Origin of the sequence: Clostridium lundense DSM 17049 (assembly GCF_000619945.1) — a bacterium.
Lineage (GTDB): Bacteria > Bacillota > Clostridia > Clostridiales > Clostridiaceae > Clostridium_AO > Clostridium_AO lundense.
This window is the reverse complement of the sequence record NZ_JHVC01000012.1, coordinates 1-19,803: the sequence shown is the minus strand read 5'-3', so window position 1 is coordinate 19,803 and position 19,803 is coordinate 1. Positions and strand designations below refer to the sequence as shown.

Annotated in this window: 16 protein-coding genes, 1 tRNA gene, 1 rRNA gene and 1 other annotated feature; all 18 genes read left to right on the top strand. The window is 30.6% G+C overall.

From position 1 onward, the window contains the following. The first annotated feature begins 182 nt into the window (after positions 1 to 182). Positions 183 to 2,570 carry a stage II sporulation protein E gene (gene spoIIE, locus T514_RS0114075; protein WP_027625373.1) on the top strand — a complete coding sequence of 796 codons (2,388 nt, stop codon included), beginning with the start codon at positions 183 to 185 and terminating at the stop codon, positions 2,568 to 2,570. 120 nt (positions 2,571 to 2,690) lie between these two features. After that, on the top strand, positions 2,691 to 4,079 hold the full coding sequence (gene tilS, locus T514_RS0114070) for a tRNA lysidine(34) synthetase TilS (RefSeq protein WP_027625372.1): 1,389 nt from the start codon (positions 2,691 to 2,693) through the stop codon (positions 4,077 to 4,079). Next, complete coding sequence (hpt, locus tag T514_RS0114065; RefSeq protein ID WP_027625371.1) at positions 4,076 to 4,612, top strand: hypoxanthine phosphoribosyltransferase; 537 nt, start codon at positions 4,076 to 4,078, stop codon at positions 4,610 to 4,612. The genes tilS and hpt overlap by 4 nt, the downstream gene beginning before the upstream one ends. A gap of 81 nt (positions 4,613 to 4,693) precedes the next feature. Further along, a complete protein-coding gene (gene ftsH / locus T514_RS0114060) occupies positions 4,694 to 6,502 on the top strand; it encodes an ATP-dependent zinc metalloprotease FtsH (protein WP_034869229.1) in 1,809 nt (602 codons plus the stop codon). A 105-nt stretch (positions 6,503 to 6,607) separates the two neighbouring features. Next, a complete protein-coding gene (locus T514_RS0114055; protein ID WP_027625369.1) occupies positions 6,608 to 6,991 on the top strand; it encodes a thioesterase family protein in 384 nt (127 codons plus the stop codon). A 130-nt stretch (positions 6,992 to 7,121) separates the two neighbouring features. After that, complete coding sequence (locus T514_RS0114050) at positions 7,122 to 8,543, top strand: carboxyl transferase domain-containing protein (RefSeq protein WP_051542046.1); 1,422 nt, start codon at positions 7,122 to 7,124, stop codon at positions 8,541 to 8,543. 18 nt (positions 8,544 to 8,561) lie between these two features. Further along, a complete protein-coding gene (locus T514_RS0114045; RefSeq protein ID WP_027625367.1) occupies positions 8,562 to 8,915 on the top strand; it encodes an OadG family protein in 354 nt (117 codons plus the stop codon). Between the two features lie 12 nt (positions 8,916 to 8,927). Continuing rightward, entirely contained in the window at positions 8,928 to 9,329 is a 402-nt protein-coding gene (locus T514_RS27565) for a biotin/lipoyl-containing protein (protein ID WP_027625366.1), read from the top strand. 35 nt (positions 9,330 to 9,364) lie between these two features. Further along, the gene (locus T514_RS0114035; protein WP_027625365.1) at positions 9,365 to 10,528 is read left to right on the top strand and encodes a sodium ion-translocating decarboxylase subunit beta; all 1,164 of its coding nucleotides are present in this window, start codon (positions 9,365 to 9,367) and stop codon (positions 10,526 to 10,528) included. 164 nt (positions 10,529 to 10,692) lie between these two features. Further along, positions 10,693 to 11,481 carry a type III pantothenate kinase gene (locus T514_RS0114030; protein WP_027625364.1) on the top strand — a complete coding sequence of 263 codons (789 nt, stop codon included), beginning with the start codon at positions 10,693 to 10,695 and terminating at the stop codon, positions 11,479 to 11,481. Then, a complete protein-coding gene (dusB, locus tag T514_RS0114025) occupies positions 11,481 to 12,452 on the top strand; it encodes a tRNA dihydrouridine synthase DusB (protein WP_027625363.1) in 972 nt (323 codons plus the stop codon). The genes T514_RS0114030 and dusB overlap by 1 nt, the downstream gene beginning before the upstream one ends. A gap of 55 nt (positions 12,453 to 12,507) precedes the next feature. Then, the gene (locus T514_RS0114020) at positions 12,508 to 13,350 is read left to right on the top strand and encodes a hypothetical protein (protein WP_027625362.1); all 843 of its coding nucleotides are present in this window, start codon (positions 12,508 to 12,510) and stop codon (positions 13,348 to 13,350) included. A 134-nt stretch (positions 13,351 to 13,484) separates the two neighbouring features. After that, a complete protein-coding gene (greA, locus tag T514_RS0114015) occupies positions 13,485 to 13,967 on the top strand; it encodes a transcription elongation factor GreA (RefSeq protein ID WP_027625361.1) in 483 nt (160 codons plus the stop codon). A gap of 15 nt (positions 13,968 to 13,982) precedes the next feature. After that, the gene (gene lysS / locus T514_RS0114010; protein WP_027625360.1) at positions 13,983 to 15,497 is read left to right on the top strand and encodes a lysine--tRNA ligase; all 1,515 of its coding nucleotides are present in this window, start codon (positions 13,983 to 13,985) and stop codon (positions 15,495 to 15,497) included. Between the two features lie 128 nt (positions 15,498 to 15,625). Next, a tRNA-Asn gene (locus T514_RS0114005) sits at positions 15,626 to 15,700 on the top strand. 63 nt (positions 15,701 to 15,763) lie between these two features. Next, positions 15,764 to 15,930 (top strand) — a binding site (T-box leader). 70 nt (positions 15,931 to 16,000) lie between these two features. Next, the gene (locus T514_RS0114000; protein WP_027625359.1) at positions 16,001 to 17,392 is read left to right on the top strand and encodes a glycine--tRNA ligase; all 1,392 of its coding nucleotides are present in this window, start codon (positions 16,001 to 16,003) and stop codon (positions 17,390 to 17,392) included. Positions 17,393 to 17,784: 392 nt separating this feature from the next. Continuing rightward, complete coding sequence (gene murD, locus T514_RS0113995) at positions 17,785 to 19,161, top strand: UDP-N-acetylmuramoyl-L-alanine--D-glutamate ligase (RefSeq protein ID WP_027625358.1); 1,377 nt, start codon at positions 17,785 to 17,787, stop codon at positions 19,159 to 19,161. A 508-nt stretch (positions 19,162 to 19,669) separates the two neighbouring features. Then, a 16S ribosomal RNA gene (locus T514_RS0113990) occupies positions 19,670 to 19,803 on the top strand; the annotation flags it as partial.

Here is a 19,803-nt window from a genome sequence, read left to right as displayed (position 1 = left end):
CTTATATAATTTCTTATTTATCTCAATAAAATATAAATCTTTCCCTTAAAATTACTTTTATGAGTAAATAGGAGAGATAAATGTCCTAAAAAAAAATTACAACATCCCCAGCAAATGACAATAATTTCCAGTTGTGTTTGTTATAATTATTACAAATAATCTATAAGGGTGGTGGGGTTGTTATGCAGTATGGAGCAGAAATATTTCCATATGAAAGAATTAAAAAAGTTGATAGAGATCAACGTAATAAGAAAGAGTACAATATGGTGATAATACGTAAAACTATTTTTTATTTTTGTACAAGTTTTCTAATTAGTAGAGTAATTATGGTTAATTTAATGGCGCCTTTTGGATTGGCATTTTTGATGACTAGTATTAATAATAAAGAGAAAAGAGTTTCGCTAATTGTAGGTGGGGGTTCTCTTTTAGGGTATATATCATTATATAGTAGCATCAAGAATGTATGGATATATATTATAGGAGTGTGTAGTATAACAGGTATAGCTTACATATTGGATAGAGTTAATGCGAATAAAAAGTTGTATGCTGCATTTGGAAGTATATTTTTAGAAATAATACTTTATAATAAGTTCTTACTTCATATTACAACATATGTAGCTCTTTTTAACGCTATATTTCAAATTGCTTGTATATTTCCAATATATTATATTCTTAATTATTCTATAATATGTTTAAAAGAATATAAGACAAAACATATATATAGTAGTGAAGAAATAATAAGTATGGCAATAGCGTTATCTTTAGTTATTGCAGGAACTTGGGGAATTAATATATTTGGTATGGCATTTAGAAATATATTAGCTTTAACATTTATAGTTGTAATAGGTTATATTAAAGGAAGTTCGGCAGGGGGAGCTTCTGGGGTAGCTATGGGAGCTATAATAGGTATTTCTACAAATAATATGGTTACCTTTATAGGAACTTATGGTATATGTGGTTTGATATCAGGAATATTTAAGGAAACAGGAAAATGGGTGAGTGGAATTGCGTACATGATTATGTTTTCTATACTAAAATTATATTCAGAGATAGGAGTTCAATTTCAAATAAAAGAGGCATTAGTTGCATTGATAATATTTTATATAATACCTAGTAAGGTTTATAGAAAAATGGAATTAGAATTAGATTGGGAAATGAAAGGAGAGAATTTAAGGGAAAACTATATTGATAAAGTAAAGGAATTGTATAATGGTAAGCTTAATGATTTTTCTCAATTATTATTGGACATGAAGAAAACATTAGTAAACTTGGCTGATAACGATAGATTAAGACTAAAAACCAAAAGCAGTGGAATAATAGAAAATCTAGCGGATAGGGTTTGTAGTAACTGTAACATGAAATCTATGTGTTGGAAAAGGGAGAGCTTTTATACCTATTCAGCATTTTCAGAGCTTATAGAAAATTATCAAAGTAAAAAGGAAGTTATTCCTTATGAAATAGAAAGAAAGTGTATAAAGAGATCAGCATTAATAAAGAATACAGAAGATATAATAAAGAATTATATAATAGACGAGATGTGGAGAAATAGGTTAAGTGAATGCAGAGAATTTTTAGCTACTCAAATAAGTAATATTTCTCTTTCTGTAGATGAAATGATAAAGGACTTTGGATCTGATATTCAATTTAATAAGTATATAGCAAATGATATAAGGAGAATATTAAATAAAAATAATATAAAATATAGAGATATTTTTTGTTACAATGATAAAAAGCAGAGGCTTATAGTGAAATTATCCATGGATGCTTGTGGAGGAAAACAGAAATGTGTAAAAGAAATATTGCCATTAATAAATTCTGTTACAGGTAAGGTCATGAGTGTAGGTGATGAGGGATGTAATTTAAATATGGATACTAAGGTTTGTAATATAACCCTAGAAGAAACTCCTAAATATCATGTGGCGTCCTATGCTGGAAGAATTTGTAAGGAAGGGGAAAAATATAATGGCGATAGCTATAGTTTTAATAAATTAAAGGACGGAACTTATATAACTGTTATAAGTGACGGAATGGGGTCAGGACCTGAGGCAGGTCAAGAGAGTAGTGCTGCTGTAGAATTGATTGATGGGTTTGTTAAAGCTGGTTTTAGTAAGATCACAGCAATAAATACAGTGAATTCTCTTATGACTATTAAATTTTCTCAGGACGAAAAGTTCTCTACATTAGACTTAAGTAGTATAGATTTGTATACAGGTGAAGTTGATTTTATGAAAGTAGGAGCAGTGGCTAGTTTCTTAAAGTCTAAAGATAATGTAGATGTAATTAAATCTAAAACATTACCTATAGGTGTTTTAGATAAGGTGGATATAGATGTTATAAAAAAGGAAGTAAAAAACGGTGATATGATTGTAATGCTAAGTGATGGTATATTGGATTATGATAATAGTGAGGCTGGAAAAGTCGATTGGCTGGTAAAATATCTACAGCAGTGTAATGAAAACAATCCAGAAGAATTATGTAAAGGAATTATTAATAAAGCACAGGAACTATGTAAAGGTAAAGTTAAAGATGATATGACTGTGGTTGTTTCAAAAGTTTATGCACTATTTTAGTTTTTATACCAGAGATCAGTATTTATTATTTGATTTCTGGTATTTTAATTTTTATTTATGTTATAATAAAAACTATAAATTTTTTAGGTAATAAACATTTTAAGGAAGTGGTCAATTACAATGATGGAAAAAATTTTAAATACTATAGAAGAAAATAATATGATAAAAAAAGGTGATAAGATAGTAGTTGGAGTATCCGGGGGTCCAGATTCCATGTGTTTATTACATATTCTAAATTCTATAAGTAAAGAATATTGTATAGAAGTAGTGGCAGCGCATATAAATCATTGTTTACGAGGAGAAGAAGCAGATAAAGATGAAGAATATGTAAGGGAATTTTGTAAAATTAATAACTTAGATTTTTATTCTACTAAAGTAGATATAAATAAATTATCAAAAGAAAAGAATTTATCATGTGAAACTGCTGGAAGAGAAGCGAGATATTCCTTTTTTAAAAAGATAATGAAAGATGTAAATGGTACTAAGGTTGCATTAGCCCATAATGCTAATGATCAATGTGAAACAATTCTTATGAGAATTATGCGTGGAACAGGGATTGAAGGTCTTGCAGGAATAAAGCCTGTAAGAGATAATATATATATTAGACCATTAATAAATACCACAAGAAGTGAGATTGAGGAATATTGTATTTTAAATAAATTAAACCCTAGAATAGATAAGACAAACTTAGAGACTATATATACTAGAAATAAGGTAAGGTTAGAACTTATACCTTATATAAGAGAAAATTTCAATAAAGACATAATCGGGGTAATTAATAGATTGTCTATGAATGTAGATGTAGATAGAAGTTATATAGAATCTATGGCAGAAAAAAGCTTTAAACAGTATACTAAAATGAAGGAAAATAGGATAATAATATTAAAAGATGCTTTTTGTGAACATAGGGCTATTGTTACTAGAATTATAAGGTATAGTATAAATTATATAAAGGGGAATTTATATAATTACGAAAAAGTACATATAGATGGAATTATAGATTTGCAAAAGAATGAAACAGGAAAAGAAATATTGTTACCTGGAGCTATAAAGGTTATAAATAATTATGGAGATATTCATATTTTTAAGTATTTCCCAAGAAATGATATAAAACAGAAAGATGAGTATATACTAAGGCTAGGGAATAATTATATAAATAATGATTTCACAGTAGAATTAGAGTTATTAGATGCTAAAGAGATAACTGAATTAGATAAAAATGATAACATTAAATATTTTGATTTTGATAAAATTAATGGTAATATAGTGTTAAGATATAGAAAGGATGGGGATAGATTTACTCCTATAGGAATGAAAGGAAGTAAAAAGCTGAAAGACTTTTTTATAGATTTAAAAGTACCTAAGGAAGAAAGAAATAAAATACCACTTATTTGCTTTAATAACGACATTGCATGGATAGTAGGTTATAGGGTAAGCGAAAATTTTAAAGTTAAAAAAACTACAAAAAATATATTGAAAATTAAAATAGAAAGAGAGGAAATAAAATGAGGGAAGATATTAAAGAGGTTTTATTTGACGAACAGAAATTAAGAAGTAGAATTAAAGAAATAGGTAAGCAAATAAGTAAAGATTATGCTGGAAAGGATTTATTTTTAATTGGAGTATTAAAAGGTTCAGTGCCATTTATGGCGGATCTTATGAAAGAGATAGATATTCCTTGTACTATGGATTTTATGGCGGTATCAAGTTACGGAAACTCTTCAAAGACTTCTGGAGTAGTAAGAATTTTAAAGGATTTAGATTTTGAAATAGAAGATAAACATGTTCTTATTGTAGAGGATATAGTAGATTCTGGAGTAACTTTAAGATATTTAGTAGATTATTTAAAAGGAAGAAAGCCTGCAAGTATAGAAATTGCAGCATTATTAAATAAACATGAGAGAAGAATGGTAGAAGTAAATGCTAAGTACATAGGCTTTGAGGTGCCAGATTACTTCTTGGTAGGATATGGGTTAGATTATGCAGAAAAATATAGGAATTTACCTTATATTGGTATATTAAAGGAGAAAATATACGAATAATTAGTATTAAATAATATTGTAAAGAAATATTTCATATGATACAATTTTACAGTATAAACTAGAAAGAGAGGGGGGCCAATAATGAATAAAAAATTTTCAAGTGCAACGGCCTGGGTTATTATATTTGTATTTGTTATTTTTTCAGCATTATTTTTAGCTCGAACCAATGAAAGTGCAACAACTATAAATTTTAACCAATTTCAGAAGTATTGGATAGGTAACGAAATAAAGAGTTTTGAAGTTAAGGAAGATAAAATGACGGTAGTAGGTACCTTAAAAAATGGCACTCAATATGAAACAATAGTTCCATTTGAAAGATTGAATCAATTTATAAGCACTCACGATAAAAATGGAGAGGTTGTTGAAACATATGTATTACCAGCAAGAACTCCTATGTGGCTAAATTGGTTACCTACAGCCTTATTAATATTGATGTTTGTAGTATTTTGGTTTATGTTTATGCAGCAATCCCAAGGTGGAGGCGGCAACAGGAATGTAATGAATTTTGGAAAGAGTAGGGCTAAGATGGCCACTCCTGATAAGAAAAAAGTAACTTTTAACGATGTAGCTGGTGCGGATGAAGAGAAGGCAGAGTTGGCGGAAATTGTTGATTTCTTAAAACAACCTAAAAGATATATAGAGATGGGAGCAAGAATTCCTAAAGGTGTTCTTCTTGTAGGACCTCCAGGAACAGGTAAAACATTACTTGCAAAAGCTATAGCAGGAGAAGCAGGAGTACCTTTCTTTAGTATATCAGGTTCCGACTTTGTTGAAATGTTTGTAGGAGTAGGTGCTTCAAGAGTTAGGGATTTGTTTGATCAGGCTAAAAAGAATTCACCTTGTATAGTATTTATTGATGAAATAGATGCGGTAGGAAGACAAAGAGGTGCAGGATTAGGCGGCGGTCATGATGAAAGAGAACAAACTTTAAATCAGTTGTTAGTTGAAATGGATGGCTTTGGAGCTAATGAAGGAATAATAATGATAGCTGCTACTAATAGACCAGATATATTAGATCCAGCATTATTAAGACCTGGTAGATTTGATAGACAGATTTTAGTAGGAGCACCAGATGTTAAAGGAAGAGAAGAAATACTTAAAGTTCATTCAAAAAATAAGCATTTATCACCAGAAGTTAAGTTGGATGTATTAGCAAAGAGAACTCCAGGATTTACTGGAGCGGATTTGGAAAACTTAATGAATGAATCAGCACTTTTAGCTGTTAGAAAAAATAAAAAAGAAATAGGCATGGAAGAGCTAGAAGAAGCTGTAACGAGAGTTATAGCAGGACCTGAAAAGAAAAGTAGGGTAATAGACGAAGAGGATAGAAAGCTTACTGCTTATCATGAAGCAGGGCACGCAGTAGTTATGAAATTATTGCCTCATGCAGATCCTGTTCATCAGATAAGTATAGTTCCAAGAGGTATGGCAGGTGGATATACTATGCATTTGCCGGAGAAAGACAGTTCATATATGTCAAAATCTAAACTTGAAGATGAAATAGTTGGACTTCTTGGAGGAAGAGTTGCGGAAAAACTAATTTTAGGAGATATAAGTACAGGTGCTAAAAATGATATAGAAAGAGCAACTACTATAGCAAGAAAAATGGTTATGGACTATGGAATGAGTGAAAAGCTAGGTCCAATAGCATTTGGTAGCGGACATGAAGAAGTTTTTATAGGTAGAGATTTTGGAAAGGCTAAAAACTTTAGTGAGGAAGTAGCTTCAAAGATTGATGAAGAAGTTAAAAGGTTTGTGGATACAGGATACAATAAGGCACAAAACCTTCTTACTGAAAATGTAAATAAACTTCATGCAGTTGCTCAAGCTCTTTTAGAGAAGGAGAAACTTGAAGCGGAAGAATTTGAACAAATATTTGCAAATAGTTAAAACAGAGGAGATTCCTCTGTTTTTTCTTTTTATTAGCTAAAAAGTATTATTTAATGATATAATAAAGTCGTAGTGTCAAAAACTTAGTAGAAATGGGATGATGTTATGGAGTTTAATTTAAAAGAGGGAATAAGTTCCGTTATGGAAATAAAGGTTACAGAAAAAGAAACTGCTATTAATTATGGCTCTGGAGATTTACCAGTGTATGCAACGCCAGCTATGATAGCGCTTATGGAAAATGCAGCTAAAAGTTGTGTAGGATTACATTTACAATGTGGTTATACTACTGTAGGTATAGATGTTAATGTCAAACACATTAAAGCTACACCTATAAATATGAAAGTAAAGTGTGAAGCAACGCTTACTAAAATAGATGGGAAAAGGCTATTTTTTGAAGTAAAGGTTTGGGATGAAAAAGGTAAAATAGGGGAAGGCACCCACATAAGATACGTAGTAAGTAATGAAGAGTTTATGAATAGATTAAAGTAACACCAAAAGATATGGTTTCATGTAGGACCGTATCTTTTTTTTAATCACTATAACTTTCGTAAGCAATATACAATTTTGATAAAATATGGTATTATATCATTAATACTTCATTATGAAAGGGGTGCAAAGAATGAGCGAAAATTTAAAAGTTCATGATAAGTTAATACAGCATAATTTAGTAAAGTTAACGTCAGTAGAAAGAATAAAATTACTTTTTGATGAAGATTCCTTTGTGGAACTAGAAGGGTTAGTGGCTAATAAAAGTTCTGGAGTTATAATAGGGTATGGTACAGTAAATGGAAGATTAGTTTATGCTTATAGTATTGATGGAGGAGCAATAAATAAAATAAATAGTAAAAAGATATGCAATATTATAGATATGGCAGTAAAGATGGGTGCTCCCCTTGTACAGATATATGAATCTATAGGCGGAGAATTGTCAGAAGATTTAAATATATTTAATTGTTATGGCGATATAATTAATAGAAATGCTAAGTTATCTGGAGTTATACCCCAAATGTCAATAATATGTGGAACATGTACAGGATTATTAGCTTTAAGCGCTGCTATAAGCGATTTTACAGTAATGGTTAGTGGACAGGCTGAAGTTTATATAAATGAACCAGAGGACATTATAAAAAATGAAGGTAAATATGTAGATATAGATATGTATGGTTATAGTAAACATTGTGCTAACATTGGTAACGCACAGATAATTGCACAAGATGAGAAGGAAGGCATAGCAATAACTAGAGAAATCTTATCTTATTTGCCATCAAATAACATTGAATTGCCTTATAAAGATTCAGATATAATAGAAAGTTTAGATCTAATAAATGATGAAAATGGACAATATAGCTTAGAGAAAATTTTAGGTCATTTATGTGACAAAGAAAGCATTATTGAAGTAAATAAGGATTTATCTCAAGGTATGAAAACATTTATAGGAAAAATTAACGGTTCGGTAGTTGGAATAGTTGGTAATAGTGAAAATAATAATAAATTGACTATAAAAGATTTTAATAAAATTACTAAGTTGATAAAGATATGCGATTGTTTTAATATTTCAATTATATCTTTGGTCAACTGTGAAGGATTTATGGAAAGTCTAGAAGAAGAAACGGGAGGAATACTTTTAGAAGGGGCAAAGACATTAGCTTTAATATCTCAGGCAACAATTCCTAAGATATCATTGATATATGGCTCTTGTTATGGAGCTATTTATACTATGTTAGCTGGGAAAGGAAGTAGTTTTGATATAGTATATGCATGGCCTAGTTCAAGAATATGTGTTACTAGACCTGAGAAGTTATTAAAGATTATTTATAGAGAAGATATATTAGCCAGCGAAATTCCTTCTAAAAAGGAAGAAGAAATAATAAAGGGAAATATAGATAATATAACTAGTCCACATAAGGCCGCAGATGAAGGTTATGTAGATGATATTATATTACCTAATGAAACAAGAAATAAAATTTCTAATGCTTTAGAGATGCTTCAAAGCAAAAGAGAATTAAGTTACCCTAAAAAACATGGCAGTGTTTTGATTTAAGATTTAGGAGGGAAAGTTATGCTTGATTTACTTTTAGAAGGGTTAAAGGTAACTATATTTTCAATGGCTATAGTCTTTTTTGTTCTAATAATACTAATGTATATCATTAAATTTCAAAATAGATGTTTGAAAAATATAGGAAATAAGAAAACTACAAATAATATAGAAAAGAAGAAAGTAGAGAAGGAAACAATAACCCAAGAAGTTGAACAGCCTTCCTTACAAAATGATAAGGAACTAGTTGCAGTAATAGCTGCTTCATTGTCTATGTATATGGATAGGCCTATTAGTGATATAAAGATAAAGAGCATAAAAAGGATAGAAAATAGTTTAGATTGGAGAAAATCTGGTATTAAGTTTATAAACATATAGGGGGAATGCTTTGTGAAAAAGTTTTACGTTACCGTAAATGGTAATAAATATGAAGTGGAGGTAGAAGAGGTAGGGGGAAGTTTTAAGGAAAGTCATGGTACGGAAAGTGTTAATAAAGAAATGCATAATAATACTTTGATAAAAGAAGTTAATAACAGTAAGCTAGAGGGAGCAAAAGCAACATCAGCTAAAGAGGTTGCAGGAGAAAAAATAGAAGCTCCTATGCCAGGAACTATACTTAGCATAAATGTTAATGAAGGAGATAAGATTACTAAAGGACAAATAATGTTTATATTAGAAGCTATGAAAATGGAAAATGAAATTATGGCCCCAAGGGATGGAAAGGTATTAAGCGTTGATATTGGTAAGGGTGGTAAAGTTGATACGGGAGATTTACTTGCAATTATAGAATAGGGCTTAATACACAAAATTTAAAGGGGTGTTAATGAATGGATTTGGCTAAGTCGCTTGAAAATTTATGGCTTTCATCTGGATTTATGGCAATCACTGGTAAACAAGTTATAATGATTTTAATATCTTGTTTTCTCATATATTTAGCTATAAAAAAAGAATTTGAACCTTTATTATTGTTAACTATTGCTTTTGGAATGCTTGTAGCAAATTTACCTCTTGGTGGATTGGAGAAACCCCCCATATACGAATTTAAAAATGGACAACTTATTACTAAAGAAATAGGAGGACTATTTTATTATTTATATAAAGGAGTAGAGTTAGATATCTATCCTCCTCTAATATTTTTAGGTGTAGGGGCTATGACTGATTTTGCTCCATTAATTGCAAATCCATCAAGCATATTAATGGGGGCTGGTGCTCAGTTTGGAGTTTTTTTCACTTTTATATGTGCTCTTCTTTTAGGGTTTGACAGCAGACAAGCAGCTTCAATTAGTATAATTGGAGGAGCAGATGGACCTACAGCTATATATTTAACATCACAACTGGCAAAAGAATTATTAGGACCTGTGGCTGTGGCAGCGTATTCCTATATGGCATTAGTTCCTTTGATTCAGCCACCTATCATGAAGGCATTAACCACTAAGGAAGAAAGAACTGTTAGAATGGGACAACTTAGACAGGTGAAAAAGGTGGAAAAAATAATATTTCCTATAGTGGTTACAATATTAGTTACACTTTTTCTTCCTTCAATTGCTTCATTGATAAGCATGTTGATGCTAGGAAATTTGTTTAGGGAATCCTTAGTAGTAGATAGGTTATCTGATACAGCGCAAAATGCTTTAATAAATATAATAACTATTTTTTTAGGTCTTACAGTAGGTGGAACTGCAAGAGCAGAGATATTCTTAAGAGCAGATACTATTAAAATAATTGCTCTAGGAGTAGTTGCTTTTTCTATAAGTACTGTAGGAGGAGTAGTTATTGGTAAAATAATGTACAAATTAAGTGGAGGAAAAGTAAATCCTTTAATAGGTTCTGCAGGAGTATCGGCGGTACCTATGGCAGCTAGGGTTTCTCAAGTAGTTGGACAAGAAGAAGACCCAGGAAATTTCCTTCTTATGCATGCTATGGGACCAAATGTAGCAGGGGTTATTGGTACGGCGGTAGCAGCAGGAGTTTTGCTAACTTTATTCAAATAGTTTATTATATAAGAGTATCTGTATTTTTTAATTTACAGATACTCTTTTTTAACTTATAATTGGTGGTATGTAAATATTTATGAATAAATATTATTATAATTTACATAATACAAAGATATAAATACATTTTATATATGAATAACGTTTAAGAAAGTGGTGGTATTGTGATTTTAGTTCTAGATGCTGGTAATACTAATATTGTTCTTGGATTGTATGAAGGTAAGGAGCTTATAGCAGATTGGAGATTATCTACTGATCCAATAAGAACCGCAGATGAATATGGTATTCAAGTTATACAGTTATTTTTACAAAATAAACTTGATCCTTCTGATGTAGAAGGTGTTATAATTTCTTCTGTAGTACCTAATATTATGTATTCAGTAGAGCATATGATATTAAAATACTTTGAAGTTAAACCTATAATAGTTGGACCTGGAGTAAAAACAGGTATAAATATTAAATATGATAATCCTAAGGAAGTGGGAGCAGACAGAATAGTTAATGCAGTATCTGCTCATGAAATATATAAGAAGCCTCTTATAATAATAGACTTTGGCACAGCTACAACCTTTTGTGCAGTAACTGCTGCAGGTGATTATTTAGGTGGCACAATTTGCCCAGGGATAAAGATATCTTCTGAAGCTTTATTTCAAAGAGCAGCAAAACTTCCTAGAGTAGAGCTTGTAAAACCACATACGGTTATATGTAAAAATACTGTATCAAGTATGCAGGCTGGTATAATATATGGATATGGCGGTTTAGTAGATTGTATAATCAATAAAATGAAAAAGGAAATGCAGGGGTTAGGAGAAAGCGAACCATTTGTAGTTGCTACAGGCGGTTTGGCAAAACTTATAAGTGAAGAAGCAAAAAGTATAGATGTAATAGATCCATTTTTAACATTAGAAGGCTTAAGAATTATATATGAGAAAAATAAGGAGCAAAGCTTTTAATGAGGATAGCTAATTTAGAATTTGAAAACAACGTATTTTTAGCACCTTTGGCTGGAGTTACAGATATAGCTTTTAGGGGTATTTGTAAGAGAATGGGTTGTGGATTAGTATATACCGAGATGGTAAGTGCTAAGGCACTTTATTATAATAATGATAATACAAAATCTATGTTACAATTCTCAGAAGAAGAAGTACCAGCAGCAGTACAGATATTTGGAAGTGAACCAGAAGTTATGGCTAGGGCTTGTGATTACTTTAATGATGATCCTAATATATGTTTAGTTGATATTAATATGGGATGTCCAGCACCTAAAATAGTAAAAAACGGAGAAGGATCAGCCTTAATGAAAAACACTAAGTTAGCTGCTGAAATAGTGAGAACTGTAAAAAGAGCAAGTGTTAAGCCTGTAACGGTAAAGTTTAGAAAAGGCTTTGATGATAATAATATCAATGCTATAGAATTTGCTAAAGCGTTAGAGGATGCAGGAGTAGATGCAATAACAATACATGGAAGAACAAGGCAACAAATGTATGAGGGAAAGGCAGATTGGGACATAATAAGGAGAGTAAAAGAGGCAATAAAAATTCCTGTAATAGGCAATGGTGATGTTTTTACTCCAGAAGATGCTATAAGAATTGTTGAAGAAACCAACTGCGATGGAATAATGATAGGTAGAGGAGCCTTAGGGAATCCGTGGATATTTAGGCAAATACAACAAAAATTAAGTGGAGCACCTATAAGTTATCCAATGCCAAAGGAAGTAATTGATGTTTGTATTGAACATTTTAAAAGAGCTGTCTCTTATCATGGAGAACATAGAGCTGTTAGAGAAATGAGAAAGCATATAGCTTGGTACATAAAAGGATTAAAAAATTGCACTAAGATAAAGAATATGATAAATTATGAGCAGCAAGCAAGTAAAATTATAAATATACTAGAAGAGTACAAAGAGGAGTTAACAAAGATTTGAATTTATTAAATTATGGAGCATATAATTTAATAATATTAATTTTCAGGATGTAAAGATGAATCCTATTTTATATGTAACGCCCTCAAGTAAAAGCAAGGTTTATAATAAATATAATATTATAAGTAAGGTTAAGGATAGATTTAAGATTAATATATTGGAGGAAAACTTTATTAAGGATCTTAATGTTAAAATAACTAGAGTAAGTTTTCCTCTTAATTTAAATAAAGCTGCTTATATTAATAATATAGGTATTACTAAAAGTTTTATAAAAGATAATAGTATGTATATGGCACTAAAGGTATGGCGGAAGATAGATTACAATTTTTTTAATACATTTCAAAAAGAACTATTCGGTTATAGTCTAGCAAAAAGTGTTCAATTGATACTAAGGGTAAATAACAAAAGTATTAAGAATAGCTGTATAGTAGTATATGATGCAGCAGATGATGAATTATTTGAAGGGATTTTATATTTATGTAAATTAGCTAAGTATATAGTGTTTCTAACTGATGATATAGAAAAAACTTCAATAATTGCTGACTATGTTATGGCTAACTATGGAGTATCTCCAATTGTTACTAAGGATAAGAATTTTGCATTAAACAATTGTGACTTTATATTTACTTCTAGGGAAATTGAAATAAAAACTTTAACTCCTATATGGTATTTTAATAATTTATACACACCAAAAGAATTTAAGGCAATAAAGATAAATGACATAGAGTATAGTGTACCTGGATTAGACCAATTAAAAGAAGTATCCCTAGAATTGTTAGGGGCTATTTTATGTCAAATGAACGAGAAAGATGTTGAGAAATCAATTAAGTACAATGGCGTTATTTTAAGCAGTATAAAGTATAATGATGATATTTTACATTTTAAAGATCTAAAAAGTTGACATTGAAATTATGCTGTTTTATAATAACTTAAATGATTAATGGGGAAAGTATATAATTAGTGCATAAATTTTTAAGAAATATAATAATATATAAAAAGTAACCATAGCAAAAAGATTTTAAAGGGGAGAAAAAAATGAGCGATTCAAAAAAGTATGTTATGACTTGCGAAGGAGTTAAAAAACTAGAAGATGAGTTAGAATACCTTAGAACAGTTAAAAGAAAGGAAATAACTGAGAAAATAAAGGTTGCTCTTTCCTTTGGAGATTTAAGTGAAAACTCTGAATATGATGAAGCTAAAAATGAACAAGCTTTTGTAGAAGGAAGAATAATTCAACTTGAAAATATGCTAAAAAATGCTACTATAATAGATGAAACTGAAATACCAGCGGATACAATTAATGTTGGATCAACAGTAAGGGTTAAAGATTATGATTTTGATGAGGAAGTTGAGTTTTATATAGTAGGTTCAGCAGAAGCGGATCCTATAGAAAATAAAATATCTAACGAATCACCAGTTGGTAAAGCGCTAATAGGTAAAAAAGTAGGAGATACAGTGGAAGTAGCTGTGCCAGATGGCGTAAGCAAATATGAAATACTAGAAGTAAGAAGAGATTAATGGAGGAATGCAAGTATGTCAAATGAAGAAAAGAATTTGATAAATGAAGAACACCAGTTTAATCAGCTAATCAAGGAAAGAAGACAGAAATTTTTTGATCTTCAGGAAGCTGGGAAGGATCCTTTTGATGTATATAAAGTAGAAAGAACTCATACATCAAAGGAAGTAAAAGAAAATTATGAAGAACTTGAAGGAAAAACAGTTACTGTAGCTGGAAGACTTATGTCTAAAAGAGTACATGGTAAGGCTGGATTTTCTGATATTCATGATAGATATGGTAAAATCCAGTTATACATAAAGATTGATGATGTAGGAGAAGAAAGATTAAAAGAATATAAATCTTTTGATATAGGAGATTTAGTTGCTATAACAGGTAGAGTATTTAAAACAAAAACAGAGGAAGTTTCAATACACATCACTGATTTTGAACTTACAGCTAAGTCTTTAAAACCACTTCCAGAAAAGTGGCATGGTCTTAAGGATCCGGATTTAAGATACAGACAAAGATATGTTGATTTAATAATGAATCAAGATGTTAGAGATACATTTATGAAAAGAACTGCTATAATAAAAGCCATGAGAGAGTTTTTGGATCAGAGAGATTTCTTAGAAGTTGAGACACCAATATTATCTCCTATAGCCGGTGGAGCTGCAGCAAAACCATTTACAACTCACCACAATGCACTAGATATAGATATGTATTTGAGGATAGCAACAGAATTGTATTTAAAAAGACTTATAGTTGGTGGATTTGAAAAGGTATATGAAATTGGTAAAAACTTCAGAAACGAAGGTATAGATGTAAGACATAATCCTGAATTTACTGCTATAGAATTATATCAGGCTTTTGCTGATTATAATGATATGATGGAGATTACAGAGAATATGGTTGCTTATATATGTGAAAAAGTTCTTGGTACTACCAAGGTAACATATCAAGGAACAGAAATAGATTTCACACCACCATGGAATAGAGTGACTATGGTTGAGGCTGTTAAAAAATATGCAGGTGTAGATTTCGATGAAGTAAAATCTCATGAGGAAGCAAGAGAAATTGCTAAAGAAAAGAAGATTGAATTAAAGAAGGAACTAAAAGATTGTGCAAAAGGTGATATATTAAATGCTTTATTTGAAGAATATTGTGAGCATGAATTAATTCAACCTACATTCATAATGGATTATCCAGTAGAAAATTCACCTCTTACTAAAAAGAAGAGAGGAAATGAAGAATATACTGAAAGATTTGAAGGATTTGTTTTTGGTAGAGAAATATGTAATGCTTATTCTGAATTAAATGATCCAATTGTGCAAAAAGATAGATTTGTACAGCAGTTAAGAGAAAGAGAATTAGGTGATGATGAAGCATATATGATGGATGATGACTTCATAAATGCACTAGAAATAGGTATGCCACCAACTGGAGGATTAGGAATAGGAATTGACAGACTTATTATGTTCTTAACAGATGCTTATTCTATAAGAGACGTAATTTTATTCCCAACTATGAAACCAAGTAATAATAATCAGTAGTTAGAATTATATTATAGTAAAAGGTATTATGCATGCATATGTATAGTACCTTTTCATTTATAACAAAAAAATAAAAAAATGCTTGCATTTATAAAATTAAGTGATATAATAATAAATGTAGCAAACGTTCCGTGGTAGCTCAATGGTGGAGCATTCGGCTGTTAACCGAAGGGCTGGAGGTTCGAATCCTCTCCACGGAGCCATTTTTATTTTTTGTTTTATATTGACAATTTAAATTTATTTGGTACAATATATGTTAAAACGAATAAATCGCGATGATAAAGAAGAGTAGTAATAATACTTTTTAAGAGAGACTATGGGTGGTGAGAATAGTTAAGGTTTTATTATGAAGGGAGCTTTTGAGTGTAATATATTGAGAGTAGGGCTGTTGCCAAAAAGGGTGGAACCGCGGAAGTTATCTTTCGTCCCTTGTGGTAACTGCTTTTTTTTTATAAAAAATTATAAAAACAACTAAATTATACATAAAAAAGGAGGAAACAATAATGGCTTTTGAAAAGACTATGGATAAAATAGTTGCATTAGCAAAGAATAGGGGTTATGTTTTTCCTGGATCAGAGATCTATGGTGGATTAGCTAACTCGTGGGATTATGGTCCACTTGGTGTTGAGTTTAAGAACAATGTAAAAAAGGCATGGTGGAAAAAGTTTATTCAAGAAAGCCCATATAATGTAGGTCTTGATTGCGCTATACTTATGAATAGCGAGGTATGGGTAGCTTCAGGTCACGTAGGTGGTTTTTCAGATCCATTAATGGATTGTAAAGAGTGTAAAGGAAGAGTTAGAGCAGATAAACTTATAGAAGATTATATGACTGCTCATGGAGCAGAAGTTGCAAGCGCAGATGGTTGGACTAATGAGCAATTAAAAGATTATATAGATACTCATGAAATAGTTTGCCCAAAATGCGGTAAAAAGAACTTTACGGATATAAGAAAGTTCAACCTTATGTTTAAGACTTTCCAAGGAGTTACTGAAGATGCTAAGTCAGAAATATATTTAAGACCAGAAACTGCTCAGGGTATTTTTGTTAACTTTAAAAATGTACTTAGAACATCAAGAAAAAAATTACCTTTCGGTATAGGACAAATTGGTAAATCATTCAGAAATGAAATTACTCCTGGTAACTTTACATTTAGAACAAGAGAATTTGAACAAATGGAATTAGAATTTTTCTGTGAACCAGGAAAGGATTTAGAATGGTTTAAGTATTGGAAAGATTATTGTTGGAAGTTCTTATTAAATCTTGGTATGAAAGAAGAAAACTTAAGATTTAGAGATCACTCTAAAGAGGAATTATCTTTCTATAGTAATGCAACATCTGATATAGAATATTTGTTTCCATTTGGATGGGGTGAATTATGGGGAGTTGCTGATAGAACAGATTATGATTTAAAACAACACACGAAGCATTCAGGAGAAGAATTAACATATTTAGATCCTACTACTAATGAAAAATATGTACCATATTGCATTGAACCTTCATTAGGAGCTGACAGGGTAACTCTTGCGTTCCTAGCAGATGCTTATGATGAAGAGGAATTAGAGGGCGGAGATGTAAGAACAGTATTACACCTACATCCAGCTCTTGCGCCATATAAAGCTGCTGTACTTCCTTTAACTAAAAAGCTTTCTGAAAAATCTACAGAAGTTTATGCGATGTTAGCAAAGCATTTCAATGTAGATTATGATGAAACAGGAAGTATAGGAAAGAGATATAGAAGAGAAGATGAAATAGGAACTCCTTATTGCATAACTATAGATTATGATACACTTGAAGATAATACAGTAACTGTAAGAGATAGAGATACAATGCAACAGATTAGATTAAGTGTAGATGAGTTAGTTAAGTTTATAGAAGGTAAATTAGAGTTTTAATAAAAAATAGGTTTTTACCTAAGGGTAAAGACCTATTTTTTATTCTATACTTTATTCTATATAAAAAAATCGCCGGATGAAATCATCCGGCTTAAATAGGGTTTAATCATGGGGATATGTTATATGTTCAATTAAAACTTGGGGAATTATATTAATGTTTCCTTACGGCACACATAAATTATAACATATATATGTATAATTTTGCAATAGACGATAATAAAGTCTTTAAATTAAATATATTCTCACAATTTCGACCTTATTACACACGACAAATAAAGATATTTGTAGATATTTAAATATTAAAAAACTTTGCAATTTTTGATGTGGAGATGGTAAAGGTGATATAATAATTTATATTTAAAGTTTATATTTTTATATAGTGGAGGTAGTAAATGAATAAAGACTTTAAGGAATTTAAAAATTTTATAAAAGGAAAGAAGACTGCCGTAGTTGGTATAGGTATAAGTAATAGGCCGTTAATAGATTTTTTGGTTAAGCTGGGAGCAGAGGTAACTGCTTTTGATAAGAAAAATAAAGAACAGTTGGGAGATGCAGCGTTAGATTTACAAGGTAATAGTGTAAAATTAGTGTTAGGAGAAGATTACTTAGATAAGCTTAATGGATTTGAAGTTATATTCAAGACGCCTTCTATGAGAATAGATAGTCCAGCGTTATTAAAAGCAAGAAAGGAAGGAGCCTATATTACTTCCGAAATGGAGGAGTTCATAAAATACTGTCCAGCAAAGGTTTTTGGAATAACAGGAAGTGATGGCAAGACCACCACAACTACTTTAATCCATCGTATATTAAAAGAAGAAGGATATACTACTTGGATAGGTGGAAACATAGGCAATCCATTATTTTCAAGGATTGAAGATATGAAGAAAGAAGATAAAGTTGTATTAGAGTTATCTAGCTTTCAATTAATGACTATATGTGAACCTATAGAAATTTCTCTTATAACTAATTTATCTCCTAATCATTTAGATATCCATAAAGATATGGAAGAGTACATTGATGCAAAAAAGAATATTTTTAAATATGGAAGAAAAGAAGATTTACTTGTGATTAATAGGGATAATGATATAACTAATTCTATGGTAGGGGAAGCAAAAGGTAAAGTTCTTCAATTCAGTATAAAAGAAAAAGTTGAAAATGGAGCTTACTATGATAATGGTGAGTTATATATATTAGGGAAAAAGGTATGCAATATAGATGAAATAAAATTAAAGGGAATGCACAATGTAGAAAACTTACTAGCTGCATTCTGCTGTGTAAATGAAGATGTATCTATAAATAGCATGAGGAATGTTGCTATATCATTTGATGGAGTAGAACATAGAATGGAATTTATAAGAGAAGTAAATGGAGTAAAATATTATAATGATTCTATAGCATCAAGTCCTACGAGAACTATAGCTGGACTTAAAGCGTTTAATAAACAGGTTATATTAATAGCAGGAGGATATGACAAAAAGATTTCTTTTGTACCATTAGCAGAAGAAGGGTATAAATATGTTAAAAGTTTAATACTTTTGGGATTGACTAAAGACAAAATTAAGGATGCTTTTGAAAATGTGGCAAATGAAAAGGGAATTAATATACCTATTTATATTGTAAATTCTCTTGAAGAAGCAGCTGAAAAGGCAAGGTCTATTGCAGAAGACGGCGATATAGTTACACTTTCACCTGCTTGTGCAAGCTTCGACATGTTTCCGAATTTTGAAGTTAGAGGAAATAAGTTTAAGGAAATAATAAAAAAACTGTAGGTTATTTAAGGAAGAGGATTCAAAATGAGATATCCTCTTCTTTTTTAATTTTGTTTTAGTATATTAAATAAGGAACTAAAGTAGAGTAGAGTGCCATATAGTGTTTAATATACTGTTACATTCAACTGTATCTGGTGTGTCTTTATGAGGTAGAAAAAGAAATTTTAAGAAAAATAAAGGTGGAGTGAGATAAAATAAAAATTTAAAATGTACAAGCCATGATAGTGTAATAAATTGTGATAAAATAACACATGTCGCTGAGAGATGCGACAGCACAACAGTTTAAAATTGCATTAGTAAGATTTGATTTTTTAATAATTCTAAAGAATTATTAAAACAGCTTTAAAAAATATAAAAAAGTTGTTGACAAAGAAAAACTGATGTGATATTATGAATAAGCTGTCAGATGACAGCGACATGGTCTTTGAAAATTAAACAGAGAAGAGAAACCAGTCAATTCAAACAGGAAACTGTTTAAAATAGCGATGAGCTAAAAAGATTAAACTTTTAAATTGAGAGTTTGATCCTGGCTCAGGACGAACGCTGGCGGCGTGCCTAACACATGCAAGTCGAGCGATGAAGTCTCTTCGGAGATGGATTAGCGGCGGACGGGTGAGTAACACGTGGGCAACCTGCCTCAAA